At 65.0% G+C, this 14,037-nt stretch carries 15 protein-coding genes; 8 read left to right on the top strand and 7 right to left on the bottom strand.

Translation table 11 applies throughout. From position 1 onward, the window contains the following. Position 1 precedes the first annotated feature (1 nt). The 4 genes from AB5K84_RS10315 to AB5K84_RS10300 are packed head-to-tail and all read right to left on the bottom strand — an operon-like array spanning position 2 to position 6,342. Positions 2–916 carry an ABC transporter permease gene (locus tag AB5K84_RS10315; RefSeq protein ID WP_011089841.1) on the bottom strand — a complete coding sequence of 305 codons (915 nt, stop codon included), beginning with the start codon at positions 914–916 and terminating at the stop codon, positions 2–4. Then, positions 913–2,085 carry an ABC transporter ATP-binding protein gene (locus AB5K84_RS10310; protein WP_011089842.1) on the bottom strand — a complete coding sequence of 391 codons (1,173 nt, stop codon included), beginning with the start codon at positions 2,083–2,085 and terminating at the stop codon, positions 913–915. The genes AB5K84_RS10315 and AB5K84_RS10310 overlap by 4 nt, the downstream gene beginning before the upstream one ends. Before the next feature lie 30 nt (positions 2,086–2,115). Continuing rightward, a complete protein-coding gene (locus tag AB5K84_RS10305; RefSeq protein ID WP_011089843.1) occupies positions 2,116–3,615 on the bottom strand; it encodes a glycerol-3-phosphate dehydrogenase in 1,500 nt (499 codons plus the stop codon). 39 nt (positions 3,616–3,654) lie between these two features. Continuing rightward, on the bottom strand, positions 3,655–6,342 hold the full coding sequence (locus AB5K84_RS10300; protein WP_011089844.1) for a sensor domain-containing protein: 2,688 nt from the start codon (positions 6,340–6,342) through the stop codon (positions 3,655–3,657). Between the two features lie 202 nt (positions 6,343–6,544). Here AB5K84_RS10300 and AB5K84_RS10295 point away from each other — a divergent pair, with 202 nt between their 5' ends. Continuing rightward, positions 6,545–7,648, top strand: a complete 1,104-nt coding sequence (locus AB5K84_RS10295) for an NAD(P)/FAD-dependent oxidoreductase (protein ID WP_011089845.1) — start codon at positions 6,545–6,547, stop codon at positions 7,646–7,648. A gap of 222 nt (positions 7,649–7,870) precedes the next feature. Here AB5K84_RS10295 and AB5K84_RS10290 read toward each other — a convergent pair whose 3' ends face one another. After that, complete coding sequence (locus AB5K84_RS10290; RefSeq protein ID WP_008131172.1) at positions 7,871–8,053, bottom strand: YdcH family protein; 183 nt, start codon at positions 8,051–8,053, stop codon at positions 7,871–7,873. A 328-nt stretch (positions 8,054–8,381) separates the two neighbouring features. Between AB5K84_RS10290 and AB5K84_RS10285 the strand changes: the two genes are divergently transcribed. The 3 genes from AB5K84_RS10285 (at position 8,382) to AB5K84_RS10275 (ending at position 9,216) form a co-directional block, all read left to right on the top strand. Next, positions 8,382–8,588, top strand: a complete 207-nt coding sequence (locus tag AB5K84_RS10285) for a YdcH family protein (RefSeq protein ID WP_011089847.1) — start codon at positions 8,382–8,384, stop codon at positions 8,586–8,588. Positions 8,589–8,729: 141 nt separating this feature from the next. Further along, positions 8,730–8,942 (top strand): hypothetical protein, encoded by a 213-nt coding sequence (locus AB5K84_RS10280; protein WP_011089848.1) that lies wholly within the window; start codon positions 8,730–8,732, stop codon positions 8,940–8,942. A gap of 22 nt (positions 8,943–8,964) precedes the next feature. Further along, the gene (locus tag AB5K84_RS10275; protein WP_011089849.1) at positions 8,965–9,216 is read left to right on the top strand and encodes a hypothetical protein; all 252 of its coding nucleotides are present in this window, start codon (positions 8,965–8,967) and stop codon (positions 9,214–9,216) included. A 108-nt stretch (positions 9,217–9,324) separates the two neighbouring features. Here the strand turns inward: AB5K84_RS10275 and AB5K84_RS10270 are convergent, their stop codons facing one another. Continuing rightward, positions 9,325–10,032, bottom strand: a complete 708-nt coding sequence (locus tag AB5K84_RS10270) for a GGDEF domain-containing protein (protein ID WP_162494150.1) — start codon at positions 10,030–10,032, stop codon at positions 9,325–9,327. Between the two features lie 142 nt (positions 10,033–10,174). Here AB5K84_RS10270 and purE point away from each other — a divergent pair, with 142 nt between their 5' ends. Together purE and AB5K84_RS10260 are read left to right on the top strand one after the other, a co-directional pair. After that, the gene (gene purE / locus AB5K84_RS10265; RefSeq protein WP_011089851.1) at positions 10,175–10,663 is read left to right on the top strand and encodes a 5-(carboxyamino)imidazole ribonucleotide mutase; all 489 of its coding nucleotides are present in this window, start codon (positions 10,175–10,177) and stop codon (positions 10,661–10,663) included. Further along, positions 10,660–11,766 (top strand): 5-(carboxyamino)imidazole ribonucleotide synthase, encoded by a 1,107-nt coding sequence (locus AB5K84_RS10260; RefSeq protein WP_011089852.1) that lies wholly within the window; start codon positions 10,660–10,662, stop codon positions 11,764–11,766. The genes purE and AB5K84_RS10260 overlap by 4 nt, the downstream gene beginning before the upstream one ends. Before the next feature lie 96 nt (positions 11,767–11,862). On the opposite strand, the gene aqpZ is transcribed toward AB5K84_RS10260, so the two are convergent. Beyond that, positions 11,863–12,585, bottom strand: coding sequence for an aquaporin Z (gene aqpZ / locus AB5K84_RS10255; protein ID WP_011089853.1), 723 nt, complete (start codon positions 12,583–12,585; stop codon positions 11,863–11,865). A gap of 261 nt (positions 12,586–12,846) precedes the next feature. Here aqpZ and rpsU point away from each other — a divergent pair, with 261 nt between their 5' ends. Together rpsU and AB5K84_RS10245 are read left to right on the top strand one after the other, a co-directional pair. After that, on the top strand, positions 12,847–13,143 hold the full coding sequence (rpsU, locus tag AB5K84_RS10250; protein WP_011089854.1) for a 30S ribosomal protein S21: 297 nt from the start codon (positions 12,847–12,849) through the stop codon (positions 13,141–13,143). 237 nt (positions 13,144–13,380) lie between these two features. Next, positions 13,381–14,031, top strand: coding sequence for a tetratricopeptide repeat protein (locus AB5K84_RS10245; protein WP_011089855.1), 651 nt, complete (start codon positions 13,381–13,383; stop codon positions 14,029–14,031). The last annotated feature ends 6 nt before the right edge of the window (positions 14,032–14,037 follow it).

Here is a 14,037-nt window from a genome sequence, read left to right as displayed (position 1 = left end):
CTCACCGCCCCTGTTCCAGTTGTCGCTTCTGCAGCCGTTCGTACAGCAACAGCGGCACCAGCAGCACCACCAGCAGCACGATGGCCGCTGCGGAAGCGACCGGCCAGTCCTTGTTGGTGAAGAATTCGAGCCACAGGGTCTGGCCGATCATCAGCGAATTGGAGCCGGCCAGGAGGTCCGGAATCACGAACTCGCCGACGATGGGGATGAAGCACAAGAGCACGCCGGCGCCGACGCCGGGCAGCGACAGCGGGAAGGTGACGAGCCAGAACACCTGCCAGGGCGGCGCGCCGAGATCGGAGGCCGCCTCCTCCAGCGCCGGCTCCATCTTGGCGAGCGTGGCATAGAGCGGCAGGATCATGAATGGAAGATAAGAGTAGACGATGCCGATATACATCGCGGTATCGGTGGAGAGCCACACCACCGGCTGGCTGACCAGATGCAGCGCGAGCAGGATCTGGTTGAGCAGGCCGTCGTGCTGGAGGATGTTGATCCAGGCATAGATGCGGATCAGGAACGAGGTCCAGAACGGCACGATCACCAGCACCATCGCCACCGCCTGCCAGCGCTTCGGCAACCGCGCCATGCCATAGGCGATGGGATAGCCGATCAGGAGCAGCAGCGCCGTCGCCGTGACCGCGACGGTCAGGCTGCGCACATAGGCGTACACATAGATGTCGTCGGAACCGAGCAGCCTGAAATTGTCGAGCGACAGCGCGGCAAAGGCCGCCTTTAGCGATTCCCATCCCGCCGCCAGGTCGAACACCGGCTCGTAGGGCGGCTGCGCGATCGCGGTCTGCGACAGGCTGATCTTCAGCACGAAGGCGAACGGCACCAGGAAGAGCAGCACCATCCAGACATAGGGGGCGATCGCGGCGAAGCGCGCCGGTCGCGCGAAGATCCGGCGTCCGCTCATGACGGCAGCACCACGCAGTCGTCGGGCGTGAACCAGGCGACCACGTGCTGGTTCAGGCTGTAGGCGTCGACGTCGAGGCGCGCGCTGTTGGCGACGGACGCCTGCACCATCCCGCCGGTGTCGAGCTTCACCTTGTAGGTGGTGGTGCCGCCGAGATAGCAGATGTCGGCGATCACGCCGTCCAGCCGGTTGATCGCCGTTTCATAACCTGCCTCGCTCACCGGGCCGCGGCGCGACAGCTTGACCTTCTCGGGACGGATCGCGACCGACAATTTTCCCGCGCCGACCGGCTCGCGCGGCTCGGCCACCACCAGCGTCCCCGCATCACGCGTGCCGATGACCAGACGATGGCCGTCGCGCAATCTGGACTCGGCGTCGAACAGATTGATGTCGCCGACGAACTCCGCGATCCAGCGCGAACGCGGCGCCTCGTAGAGCTCGCGGGGGCTCGCGACCTGGGCGAGCTTGCCGGCCTTCATCACCCCGATCTGGCTCGCCATCGTCATCGCCTCTTCCTGATCGTGGGTGACGATGATGAAGGTCATGCCGAGCCGGCGCTGGAGCTCCATCAACTCGCCTTGCGTGCTCTCGCGCAGCTTCTTGTCCAGCGCGGCGAGCGGCTCGTCGAGCAGCAACAATTGCGGCCGGCGTGCCAAAGCGCGGGCCAGCGCCACGCGCTGGCGCTGGCCGCCGGAGAGCTGGTCGGGCTTGCGCTTCTCGAGGCCCTCGAGCTTCACCAATGCGAGCATCTCCGCAACGCGCGTGGCGATGTCGGCGCGCGCCAAGCCGGCGCGCTTCAGGCCGAAGGCGATGTTGTCGCGCACCGAGAGGTGCGGAAACAACGCGTAGTTCTGGAACATCATGTTGATCGGACGCTCATGCGGCAGCGCCTGCGCGATGTCCTTGCCGCCAAGCAGGATACGCCCCTCATCCGGCGCCTCGAAGCCGGCGAGCATGCGCAACAGCGTGGTCTTGCCGCAGCCGCTAGGCCCGAGCAGCGCGAAAAACTCGCCGGCCTTGATGTCGAGCGAGACACCGTCCACGGCCCGGAACGTCCCGAAAGTCTTGGTGACGCCCTCGATGCGCAGCAACGGCTGACCCGCTACGGGAAATGCAGCTCCAGCGGCCGTATCCGCCGCGACGTCCGTTCCGGGCAACTCTTCCGCCATGGTCCCTGCCAACCCCGATTCCGCCGCACGCTAGCGGCCGATCGGCCTTTGCTCAACCGGTTCGGGGCGATCGTTCACATCCGCCATGAACGCGGCAAGCCCATCACGATCGGCCTTGGGCATGGTCAGACCGAGCTTGGAGCGACGCCACAAGACGTCCTCTGGAAAACGCGCCCATTCGTGGCTCATCAGATAACGCACCTCGGCGCCGGTCAGCTCAGGGCCAAAGGTTGGGCCAAGCTCATCGCGCGTCCTGGCCTCGCCAAGCACGGCCGGCAGTCGCGAGCCGTAGGCCGCGACCAGGCGTTGGGCCTCCGGCTCCGAGAGAAAGCGCCAGCGATCGCGTGCGAGGTCGACTTCGGTGTCGAAACGGTCCCAGGCGAAATCGCCGCCGGGGAGTACCGCCCCGTCGGTCCAGGGCGGCGACATCGGATAGAACGGCGTCAGCCGCGTCACCGCCCGCTCCGCACGCAGGCGCGAAGTAGTGACATCGCCGCCAAACATCGTGATCAGCGGCGCCTTGCGCCGGCGCGCATGGAACAGCGCCGTGCCGTCGCGTCCTCGCGCGGACGCCAGCGTCAGGTTGACGCCCGAGACCGTCCGGACCACGTCGGTCGGGGCGACGCGCTCGCGGAAATAGCGGCTGGCCGCTTCGCAGAGATAGCTGACGTCGGCGCCCGGCATCGCGACGATCGCAGGATCGCCGGTGAAAGCGTGCGTGACCGTGCCGATCAGCGTGAAATCGCGCTCGAGGGGCCGGGCGAAGATCAGCCGTCCATCATTGTTCTGGAAGACGTAGACGTTCTCGGAATCGAACAGCCGCGGCACGATGATCTGGCTCATCTGCATCGCGGCCATGGCGGGCTGCGGCTCCCGCAGCACGGTATCCGCCACCATCGACGTCCAGCCACCGGTGGCGTTGGCCAGCGCCCGCGCCGTGATCGTGCGGCGGTGGCCGCGATCGACCACCGCGAGGCGCCATGTGTCGGTTCTGTCAGCGCGCACGCAGCGTGCCCCGGTATGGATCGCGGCGCCGCGTTCGGCGGCATCCAGCGCCGTGAGCACCACCAGGCGGGAATCGTCAACGACACAGTCCGAATATTCGAACGCCGTGCCGAACGGACGCTTCAGCGCGTTGCCGACCGGATGATGCGTAATGTCGAGGGTCGCTGATGGCGGCAGGCCACCCCGGTTCGTGAGGCCGTCATAAACATACAGGCCGGCCCGCAGCAGCCATGGCGGACGCTCCTCGGAATGGGCGGGAATCACGAAGCGCATCGGCCGGACCAGATGCGGCGCGATCCGGAGCCAGATCCGGCGCTCGGCGAGCGCCCGGCGCACCCGCCAGAACCCGCGGCGCTCCAGCACCGACAGATCGCCATGAATCAGCCGCGGCGTCGCCGACGAGGCGGCGCCGCCGAGATCGCCCTGTTCGAACAGAATGACCCGCAGGCCGCGGCCGGCCGCATCGCGCGCGAGGCTGACACCGTTCAGGCCGCCGCCGATGATCGCAAGGTCGTAATCCGCCATGAAGCCGTCGAGAGCGAGCGAAACGAAGCGCTCCCATCACTAGCCGGTCTTGAGCGCAAGCTCCATGGCTTCGGCGCGGCCGACGAGGCCGGCATACTTCCCGATCGGCAGTGGCTTGCCGAGCAGGTAGCCCTGCACGCCGTCGCAGCCCTCCTTGGCGAGGAAGGCGAGCTGGTCGAGCGTCTCGACGCCCTCGGCGATGATGGACATTTCGAGGCCGTGGCCGAGATCGATGACGGCGCGCACGATCGCCGCCGATTGCGGGTTGCGGCCGAGATTGATGATGAAGGCGCGGTCGATCTTGATCTTGTCGAACGGAAACGCCTGGAGATAGCTCAGCGAGGAATAGCCGCTGCCGAAATCGTCCATGGAGATGCGCACGCCGAGCGCCTTCAGCCGGCGCAGCAGCGCCAGGCCCCGGTCGAAATCCTCGATCAGCACGCCCTCGGTGATCTCGAGCTCGAGCCGGCCGGGCGCCAGGCCGGTTTCGATCAGGATCGAATGGACCAGCCCGACCACGTCGCCGTGCATGAACTGCGCCGGCGACAGATTGACCGCGACCTGGAGCGGCTTCGGCCAGGACGCCGCCTCGCGGCAGGCCTCGCGCAGGATCCACTCGCCCATCTCGACGATCAGGCCGCTCTCCTCGGCGATCGGGATGAATTCGGCCGGCGAGACCTGGCCACGCACCGGATGCTGCCAGCGCGCCAGCGCCTCGAAGCCGATGATCTCGCTCTCGGCGACGCTATGGCCGGCGGCCCCCTGCGGCTGGAAGGCGAGCGAGAGCTCGCCGTTCTTGATCGCCATCGACAGGTCCTGATGCAGCACGCGGCGATCGCGGATCTGCTGGTCCATCTCCGGCTGGTAGAGGCTGATCGTGCCGCGCGATTTCTGCTTGGCGCGGAACAGCGCCGCACCGGCATTGGCGAGCAACGAGGCGCCGTCGGCGCCATTGTGCGGGAAAATCGACATGCCGGTGGTGGCGCCGGCACGGACTGGCCGGCCGTCGATCTGGAATTCCCGCGCGACGGCTTCGCCGAGCTGCTGCGCCAGCGCAAGACCCGCCTCCGGCTGCTTGCCGTCGATGATCAGGCCGAACTCGTCGCCGGACAGGCGCGCCACCACGCCGCCGCGCGCGGAATCCTGGAGCCGCTGGGCCACCTCGATCAGGAGCTTGTCGCCGAGCGCATGGCCGAAGACGTCGTTGACCTCCTTGAGGCCGTCGAGATCAACGCAGAGGACGGCGAACTCCTCGCCGGTGCCTTCGCAGGCCTCGATCATCTGAGTCAGCGCCTGCAGGAAGGCGGCACGGTTCGGCAGATCGGTGAGGCCGTCGTGATAGGCCATGTGCGCCATGCGCGACTCGGTCTGCCGGCGGTCGGTGACGTCTTCGTGGGTCTTGATCAGGTATTGCGGCTCGCCGGCATCGCTGAGCACGGTGGCGCGCCGGGTCAGGAACAGCCGCAGGCCGTCCTTGGTGGAGATCGGGTGCTCCTCGGTGATCATCCCGCGCTTCTTGATCGCAGCCTCGTCGCGCGCGATGATCAGCTTGGCTTCCTTGGGATTGAAGATGTCGGACGCGGTCAGGCCCGTGGCTTCCTCGCGCCTGCGGTTGAGGATCGTCTCGGCGCTGCGGTTGGCGAGCAGGTAGCGGCCGTCCTTGACCTGCTCGACGATCAGCGCCACCGGGATGTTGTCGACGACGAGCTCGAGGAATTTCTTGGTGCTCTCCAGCTCCTGCGACAGTGAGCGGCGGTCGGTGATGTCCTCGAACACGAGCATCAGGAATTCGGGCTTGTTGTTCTCGTTGCGGACCACGATCCGGATCGAGGCAACCATGCGCCGTTCACCGCCGCGGTCGACCTCGAACTCATTACGGAACTGGCCGTCCGGCGAATTGAGCGCCGCCCGGTCGGTCGCCTCGATGCTGGCCGCTGAGACGGGGGCAAACAGCTCGCGCGCGTTCTTGCCGACGACCTGGTCCCGCGTAAACCCCCAGAACCGCTCATAGGCGGTGTTGGCGAAGATGTAGCAGCCGTCCTCGATGTTCTTCGCGGCAACGCAGGCCGGCACGTTGTCGAGCACCGTTTCCAGGAACTGCTTGGTCGAGGCGAGCTGCCGCGACAGCCTGCGCTCCTCGCTGACGTCGAGATGCGTCGCCACCGAGCCGCCGTTCGGCAGCACGAAGTATTTTACCAGGATGGCCCGGCCGTCAGGCAGTTCGGTGATCAGACCGTTGCCGCTTGCCGCCTTCTCGTAGAATTCCTTATCGGAGACGCCACCAAGGACCCCGCGCTTGCGCCGCAGCTCGAGGATGTCGTGGCCGTTCATGTCGGCCCACAGATCCGACCGTGACAGGCCATAGATCTCGAGATAGCGGTCATTGCAGAAGATGACGCGCCGCTGCGCATCGGTCATCACCACGCCCTGGTTGAGATTGTTCATGGCGGAGGAGACGAAGGCGTTGCGCCGCAGCTGCAACCGCCTGGTCCGGCGCAGCGCGGAGTGGATCCACAACGCGATTGCCACCAGGAACGCACAGACGACGATGCCCCCGATCAGGGCTTCCCAGATCAGGTTGGGATCGAGGTTGTCGAGCGAGCTCGGCGGGGCGAAGCTGTCCGACAGCGCAAAGGCACGCGCAGGCGCGACCGTGCCGGCCAGGCACACGACGGCCTGCACAGCAATCAGAATCGTGCTGTCCGCGTGCCAGTTCTTCTCAGCCATCAGCCACCCGCGATTTCAACGTCGGATTGTCTGGCCTCACGGGTTTGGATCGGGTAAACGCCTGTACGCGCAACAGAAAAATGTCACGTTAAATACGGCAATTGCCCTGACATGATAAATGCTTCCTTAACGGAAAATGACCCCGCGCCCTCGTTCCCGGGCTTGATGCCTCCGGCGCTTCCAGCGGACCTCCTGCACAACCATGGATAGGGTCGACTGCATCGTCATCGGAGCCGGCGTGGTCGGGCTCGCGGTGGCTCGAAAGCTGGCCCAGGCCGGGCGCGAGGTCATCGTGCTCGAGGAAGCCGAGGCCATCGGCACCATCACCTCCTCGCGCAACAGCGAGGTGATCCATGCCGGCATCTACTACCGCGCCGGAAGCTGGATGGCGCGCATGTGCGTCAACGGCAAGCACGCGCTCTACCGCTACTGCGGCGAGCGCGGCATCCCGCACAAGAATTGCGGCAAGCTGATCGTCGCGACCAATGCGAAGGAAACCGAGAAGCTGCAATCGATCAAGGCGCACGCCGAGGCCAATGGCGTGCTCGACATGCAGTTGCTCACGGGCGAGGCCGCACGCGCGCTGGAGCCGGCGCTCGCCTGCGACGCCGCGCTGCTCTCGCCCTCGACCGGCATCATCGACAGCCACGCCTACATGCTCTCGCTGCGCGGCGAGGCCGAGGAAGCCGGCGCGGCCTTCGCGTTTCACACCCCGCTGATCCGTGCCAAGGCGGCCGCCGGCATGATCGAGGTCGAGGCCGGCGGCGAGGCACCGATGGCGCTGCAATGCAGCCTCCTCGTCAACGCTGCGGGCCTCGCGGCGACAACGGTGGCGCGCAATATCGACGGCATGCCGCTGGACCGGATTCCGCCGGCCTATCTGGCCAAGGGAAATTACTTCAGCTGCAACGCCAAGGCGCCGTTCTCGCACTTGATCTATCCGGTGCCCGAGCCCGGCGGCCTCGGCGTGCATCTGACGCTGGACATGGCGGGGCAGGCGCGTTTCGGCCCTGACGTCGAGTGGATCGAGACGATCAACTACGAGGTCGATCCGTCACGCGCCGAGCGCTTCTATCCGGCGATCCGGAGATACTGGCCGACGCTGCCTGACGGCGCGTTGATGCCGAGCTATTCGGGCATCCGCCCGAAGATCGTGCCGCCGGCGGTCGCCACGCAGGATTTCCTGATGCAGGGTCCGCGCGATCACGGCGTGGCAGGCCTGATCAACCTGTTCGGCATCGAATCGCCGGGACTGACGTCCTCGCTCGCGATCGCCGATCACGTCGCCGAGCTCGCAAATATCTGAAGCGTCTTCAAGCGAAGCGGATACCACTTCGCGCAAAGAAGAAAACGCGTCCAAACAAGAAGCCGGAGCTATTTCCGTTCCGATTCCGTCGGAACGGAAATAGCTCTGGACGCCGCGCAAATGTCCTTGCGCGGCTTCGCATCTTCCAACAGGGATGAGCGCAACAGCACTCACCCCTGCCTGAAGGGGTACGATCAAACTCTACGCTGAATACGGGGTTTACTAGTGAAGCGTGTCGCCAGTGTGCTTCAGACGCTCGATCTGGTCCTTGACCATCAACTTCCGGCGCTTCAACTCAACAATTTGCAGGTCGTCTGTTGAAAGGTGCACGAGAGCTTCGTGCAATTCGTTTTCGAGAGTTTTATGCTTCCGTTCCAATTCAACCAGATGTGCCTGAATTGTCATTCGAAACCTCCTCGGTAGGGGTGACCTTGGATTCGATCCGGACGACGAAGTGTACATCACCGATTCGTTCTGTCGATGGATATCCGTCGTCGCCTTGTCATTTTTGAAAATTCATATGTAACGAAGCGTGAGTAAGGAACCGCGCTGGGAAAAATCCATGATATCAATGCGCTTGCGCAGCGCCGCAGCGAACCGTCGAAATATCTTGCGAGAGATGGGTGAGCGACGGCCCGAGATCGCTTGCGGTCACGGCGCGCAAGGACGATAATTTCCACAGGGCATCCACAGCCTTAATCTCACGACTATCGGTTTTTCGGCCACCGCAGACATGACCCATGAAGACGAGAGTGAACTCGAAGCCGAGCTCGCCCGGTTGCAGCAGGAACACCGAGATCTCGACGCGGCGATCGATGCACTGCATCAATCGCCTGCCCCCGACCTATTGCGGTTACAGCGGCTGAAGAAGCGCAAGCTGTTGTTGCGCGACCGCATCGCCTTCATCGAAGACCAGATCACGCCCGACATCATCGCCTGATCCCCAGCGGGCTTTTCGCGGCGGGGCGAGCCGGGTGAATCCTCTTGACTCCAAAAGAACAAAATAGGAACATTCAGGCACCAAACGCCCCCAGGAAACGCCCCAGAGAAACGCCCAAGGAACCTAGCAAGGACAACGCAGATGTCGGCAACCGCCCTTTTGGACAACAGCCATTATGAACAGGCCTGCGATCAGGCGATCGCGATGTGCGACGGCAATCTGCGCAGCACCATCAAGGCGCTGATCATGGCCAACGAATATCTGGAGGCGGAGTTCGAGGAATTGCAGGCGGCGATTTCAGCCGGCTGCATTCCGGAGACCTCTCGCAGCAAGGCGCGGAGCAGCGCCGCCTGATGTTGATGATCGGAGCAACGCCATGTCGGACGTCACCTACTACGTTGCAATGCCCTTCCTGATCGATGACGACGGATCGCCGGTCGCGGGCGCCGCGGAGGAATGTCAGTCCTCGACGGCCGCGCTGCGGCGCGCGGAGATTCTGGCGCGCGGTGCCGGCCACATCGGCGCGGTCGCATTTTGCCGCAGCGGCGATCCCATGACCGGCGAATTCGGCGACGCGACGCTGCTGCGCAAGTTCGGCAACGTGCCGGAAGATCTGGCCACGTTGTAGGGCATTTATTGTTTGAGCATGATCTCCGCGCAAACGCGTTTCGCATTTGTCGCGAGGAAAATCGCTGCACACTTTGCGCTAGCGCGGCCCTTCGGGTCCGGATCATGCTCAGTTGCTGACCAGCCTGATCCGCGGCTCGTGCCGCCGGCGCGCCTTGCGCACATACATTGCGGCATCCGCCTCCTCCAAGGCGCGGCCTGCGTCGGAATGCGCCCCCAGCAACGCGACGCCGGCGGAGGCGCCCGCGGTCACATTCTGGCTGCGGAAGACGAAGGATAATTCGTCGATCGTCTGCTCGAAGGCCGCGGCCTTCGCCTTGGCATCGGTCTCGTTGAGATTCCACAGCAGCAGCGCGAACTCGTCGCCGCCGAGCCGGCCGACCACGTCGGAGGCGCGGACCTGCCGCGTCAGCGCGCCGACGATCGCCTTGAGCACCTCGTCGCCGGCGGCGTGGCCGAAGGAATCGTTGATCGGCTTCAGCCGATCGACATCGAGCACGATCAGCGCGCCGGTGGCGCGATAGCGCTTCATGTAGGCGATGGCGCGTGTGAGCTCGCGCTCGAAGCCGCGCCGGTTCGGAATCTCGAGCAGGAAATCGGTGTCGGCGGCAGCTTCCAGTTCCGCGACCCGCCGCTCCGCCGCCTTGAGCTTGCTCCGCAGCCCGCGGATGATCTTTGCACTATCCTTGGTGCCATCAAGCGACGCTCCGCGCCGCGGCGGCTTGGCCGGACGCTTGGTGGCAGGTTTGGACCGGCTGGCGCTGATTTTCCGGCCCTTTTTGGCCTTCGCAGCACTCGCCCTTTTTGGTTTCTTCATGGGCATCCTGCTCAATGAAGGCTTGCGGGGATTCACCAAGACAGGATAGTGCATTCCCTTCTCCTTGCCACCGCCTTGCGAGCCGCCGGCCGGAACCGTTAATCTGGCCTATGTTTCTGTTTTCCCGAGCACAATTAACGTCATGACCGCGCCGATCGCCATCATCATGGGAAGCCAGTCGGACTGGGACACGATGCGGCATGCCGCCGACACGCTCGAGGCGCTCGGCGTTGCCGCCGAGACCCGCATCGTTTCGGCACACCGCACCCCCGACCGGCTGGTCGCTTTCGCCAAGGGCGCCAAGGCGGCGGGTTACAAGATCATCATCGCCGGCGCGGGCGGCGCTGCACATTTGCCGGGCATGGCGGCGGCACTGACGGAGCTCCCGGTCTTCGGTGTTCCCGTCGAATCGAAGACGCTCAAGGGCGTCGATTCGCTCTATTCGATCGTGCAGATGCCCGCGGGCATCCCGGTCGGCACCCTTGCCATCGGCAAGGCCGGCGCGATCAATGCGGCGCTGCTTGCTGCCGCCGTGCTGGCGCTGTCCGACCCAGCCTTGTCCGACCGCCTCGCCGCCTGGCGCAAGGCACAGACCGAGGCGGTCGCTGAGCGCCCGGAGGACAAGGCGTGACTGACGCAAAGCAGGTGAAGCTGAAGCCCGGCGACACCATCGGAATCCTCGGCGGCGGACAATTGGGGCGGATGCTGGCCATGGCCGCGGCACGGCTCGGACTGCGCTGCCAGGTGTTCTCGCCCGATCCGGACTCGCCGGCCTTCGACGTCGTGCTGAACGCGACCTGCGCCGAATATGCCGACGTCGAGGCGCTCGAGCTGTTCGCCAACGACGTCGACGTCATCACCTACGAATTCGAGAACGTCCCGGCGGCCGCCGCGATGGTGCTGGACGCGCGCCGCCCGGTGTTGCCCAACCGCAAGATCCTGGAGACCACCCAGGACCGGCTCGCCGAGAAGGATTTCGTGACGCGGCTCGGCATCGGCACCGCAGCCTATGCCGACGTCACCTCCGTCCCCTCGTTGCGCGAGGCGATTTTAAGGATCGGTCTTCCGGCCGTGCTGAAGACCCGCCGCTTCGGCTATGACGGCAAGGGCCAGGCCATCATCCGCGCGGGCGACGACATCGCCAAGGTCTGGACCAGCCTCGCCACCAAATCGGCGATCCTGGAGGCCTTCGTGCCGTACGAGCGCGAGATCTCCGTGATCGCCGCGCGCTCGGTCGCGGGCCAGGTGGAATGTTTCGACGTCACCGAGAACGAGCACCGCGACCACATCCTGAAGATATCGCGCGCGCCCGCGCCGATCCCGGACGCGCTCGCCGAAGAGGCGCGCAGCATCGCAAGCAAGATCGCAAGCGCACTCGACTATGTCGGCGTGCTGGCGGTGGAGATGTTCGTGCTCGCCAATGGCACCGGACCAAAGGTGTTGGTCAACGAGATCGCCCCGCGCGTGCACAATTCCGGACACTGGACACTCGACGGCGCCTCCGTCTCGCAATTCGAGCAGCACATCCGCGCCATTGCCGGCTGGCCGCTCGGCAAGCCGGTGCGCCACGGCGAGATCGTCACCATGACCAATCTGATCGGCGACGAGATCAACGATTACGAGAAGTGGCTGAGCGTTCCGGGCGCGACCATCCACATCTATGGCAAGGGCGCACCGCGCCCCGGCCGCAAGATGGGCCATGTCACCGAGGTCCGGCCGCCCCGGGACAAGTGACGGGACCGCGGCAACTGCCGCGATCCCTTGCCGATTGGATTTTGTTTTGACGCGTTGTCTTGACGCGAACCGGTATCCACTTCGCTCGAAAACGCTCTAGGCCGCCTTCGCGCCTGCGACGACGCCGGTGGGCTCCTCGCTGAGCCAGCGATAGATCACCCCGCCAAGCGCGCCGCCGATCAGTGGCGCGACCCAGAACAGCCAGAGCTGCGCCATCGCCCAGCCGCCGACGAACAGCGCGGGGCCCGTGCTGCGCGCCGGGTTCACCGACGTGTTGGTGACGGGAATGCTGACGAGATGGATCATCACCAGCGCAAGCCCGATCGCGAGCGGCGCGAAGCCCGCGGGCGCGCGGCCATGGGTGGCACCCATGATGATGAACAGGAACATCATGGTCATCACCACCTCGGTGAGGAAGCAGGCCATCATGCTGTACTGGCCGGGCGAATGCGCGTCGTACCCGTTCGACGCGAAGCCCTTGGTGACGTCGAAGCCTGGGGCGCCGCTGGCGATGATGTAGAGCAGTTCGGCGGCAACGATCGCACCGCAGACCTGCGCAATCACGTAAGGCAGGATCTGTCCGGCCGGAAAGCGCCCGCCGGCGGCAAGGCCGACCGTGACGGCCGGATTGAGATGACAGCCCGAGATGTGACCGATCGCGTAGGCCATGGTGACGACGCTTAAGCCGAAAGCCAGGGACACGCCGACCAGGCCGATTCCGACCTGCGGGAAACCGGCCGCGATCACCGCGCTGCCACAACCTGCGAATGTGAGCCAAAAGGTGCCGATGGCCTCGGCAGCATATTTCTTCATATCCATGTGTCGTCCCCTCATTTCAAAGTTTCCGGAACAAAGCTCCGGTCGCCGCCCCGCCAAAGGCACCAAATCTCCCAAATCGGGGCCGCACAGAGGTATTTTCGCCCCATTTAATGGCTGAACTTGGCCCGAAAACCCGCTTGGCAGGTGGACATCCAGGGTTTTGTCTGATACATCCGCGCGCTCAAGGCTAAGGGCTTGTGCGTTTTGCCATCCCCTTTGACTTACCAGAATTCAAATCCGATCCACTGAAGAGGATGCCGCGTGCAGGTTCTCGTTCGCGATAACAATGTCGATCAAGCCCTCAAGGCGCTGAAGAAGAAGATGCAGCGCGAGGGTATTTTCCGCGAGATGAAGCTCCGCGGTCACTACGAAAAGCCCTCTGAGAAGAAGGCCCGCGAAAAGGCCGAAGCCGTGCGCCGCGCGCGCAAGCTGGCCCGCAAGAAGCTCCAGCGTGAAGGCCTGCTGCCGATGAAGCCGAAGCCGGTGTTCGGCGCTGGCGCCGGTGGTGAGCGCGGCGGCCGTGGCGGCCCGGGTGCTGGTCCGCGCGGACCGCGCTGATTTGCCGAATTTGTAAGACCTCAGTTTTCGATAACGCGGGCCGCTGGCCCGCGTTATTGTTTGTGAGCGGTGCCTTTCTGGGACGGGGCACTACCGATGCGGCGCTAAAGCGCGACGAGGTTGGTCGTCGCGCTTTAGATTGTTGTTTGAGCATGATCTTTTCGGAAAACCGCGGCACATTTTGCGCTGACGCGGCCCTTCGGGTCCGGATCATGCTCTAGCGCGAGCGAACCGTAGATGGCCTCCCCTTTCCCCGAGCGTGGCTTGGCGCGACTGCGCCAGATCTGGCAGCAACCGTTCGCACTGGCCTTGATGGGGATCGCACTGTGCGGCTGCTCCTTCGATCTGGGATCGCTGATGCCGGAGAAGGAAAAGCCGCAGGAGGCCCCCAAGGCGGCGGCCGCCACCGAGAGCGCGGTCAGCCCCGGCAACGTCACTGAGGCCCAGGCCCACACCGCAAAGGCCCAGGCCCTGGCCAAGTCAGGCGAGACGGCTGCAGCGCTCGACGAATTCAATCGCGCGGTCGGACTCGATCCCTACAACGCGCAGGCGCTCTATGGCCGCGCGCTGATCTACCAGGGCAACAACCAGCACGATTTCGCCGTCGCCGATTTCACCGCCGCGAGCGGGCTCAACCCGCAAAAGGCCGAGCCCCTGCTCGGCCGCGCCATCAGCCATCTCGCCCTCGGCAAGATCAAGGAGGCGACGGCCGATCTCGACGAGGCTTCCGAGGCCGATCCGCACAATGCCCAGGTCTGGACCGCGCGCGGGCAGGCCTATGAGCGGCTGGGTGACAAGGCCAAGGCGGCAGCGTCCTACACCAAGGCGGTCGCACTTCGTCCACGCGACGATGCCGCCCGCAGCGGCCTCGCCCGCGTCGGCGGCTGACAGCGC

Origin of the sequence: Bradyrhizobium sp. 1200_D9_N1_1, from assembly GCF_052075915.1 — a bacterium.
In the GTDB taxonomy this organism is placed as follows: Bacteria; Pseudomonadota; Alphaproteobacteria; order Rhizobiales; family Xanthobacteraceae; genus Bradyrhizobium; species Bradyrhizobium diazoefficiens.
Note: the sequence above shows the minus strand (reverse complement) of the source record. Positions and strands in the feature narration are given on the sequence as shown.

Bases quoted from the DNA above. Each gene is read 5' to 3' on its own strand.
- AB5K84_RS10280 (WP_011089848.1), top strand. From the start codon at position 8,730: ATGTCGGCAACCGCCCTTTTGGACAACAGCCATTATGAACAGGCCTGC.
- AB5K84_RS10285 (WP_011089847.1), top strand. From the start codon at position 8,382: ATGACCCATGAAGACGAGAGTGAACTCGAAGCCGAGCTCGCCCGGTTG.
- AB5K84_RS10270 (WP_162494150.1), bottom strand. From the start codon at position 10,032: ATGAAGAAACCAAAAAGGGCGAGTGCTGCGAAGGCCAAAAAGGGCCGG.
- AB5K84_RS10300 (WP_011089844.1), bottom strand. From the start codon at position 6,342: ATGGCTGAGAAGAACTGGCACGCGGACAGCACGATTCTGATTGCTGTG.
- AB5K84_RS10275 (WP_011089849.1), top strand. From the start codon at position 8,965: ATGTCGGACGTCACCTACTACGTTGCAATGCCCTTCCTGATCGATGAC.
- AB5K84_RS10295 (WP_011089845.1), top strand. From the start codon at position 6,545: ATGGATAGGGTCGACTGCATCGTCATCGGAGCCGGCGTGGTCGGGCTC.
- aqpZ (WP_011089853.1), bottom strand. From the start codon at position 12,585: ATGGATATGAAGAAATATGCTGCCGAGGCCATCGGCACCTTTTGGCTC.
- AB5K84_RS10315 (WP_011089841.1), bottom strand. From the start codon at position 916: ATGAGCGGACGCCGGATCTTCGCGCGACCGGCGCGCTTCGCCGCGATC.
- purE (WP_011089851.1), top strand. From the start codon at position 10,175: ATGACCGCGCCGATCGCCATCATCATGGGAAGCCAGTCGGACTGGGAC.
- AB5K84_RS10305 (WP_011089843.1), bottom strand. From the start codon at position 3,615: ATGGCGGATTACGACCTTGCGATCATCGGCGGCGGCCTGAACGGTGTC.
- AB5K84_RS10310 (WP_011089842.1), bottom strand. From the start codon at position 2,085: ATGGCGGAAGAGTTGCCCGGAACGGACGTCGCGGCGGATACGGCCGCT.
- AB5K84_RS10290 (WP_008131172.1), bottom strand. From the start codon at position 8,053: ATGACAATTCAGGCACATCTGGTTGAATTGGAACGGAAGCATAAAACT.
- AB5K84_RS10245 (WP_011089855.1), top strand. From the start codon at position 13,381: ATGGCCTCCCCTTTCCCCGAGCGTGGCTTGGCGCGACTGCGCCAGATC.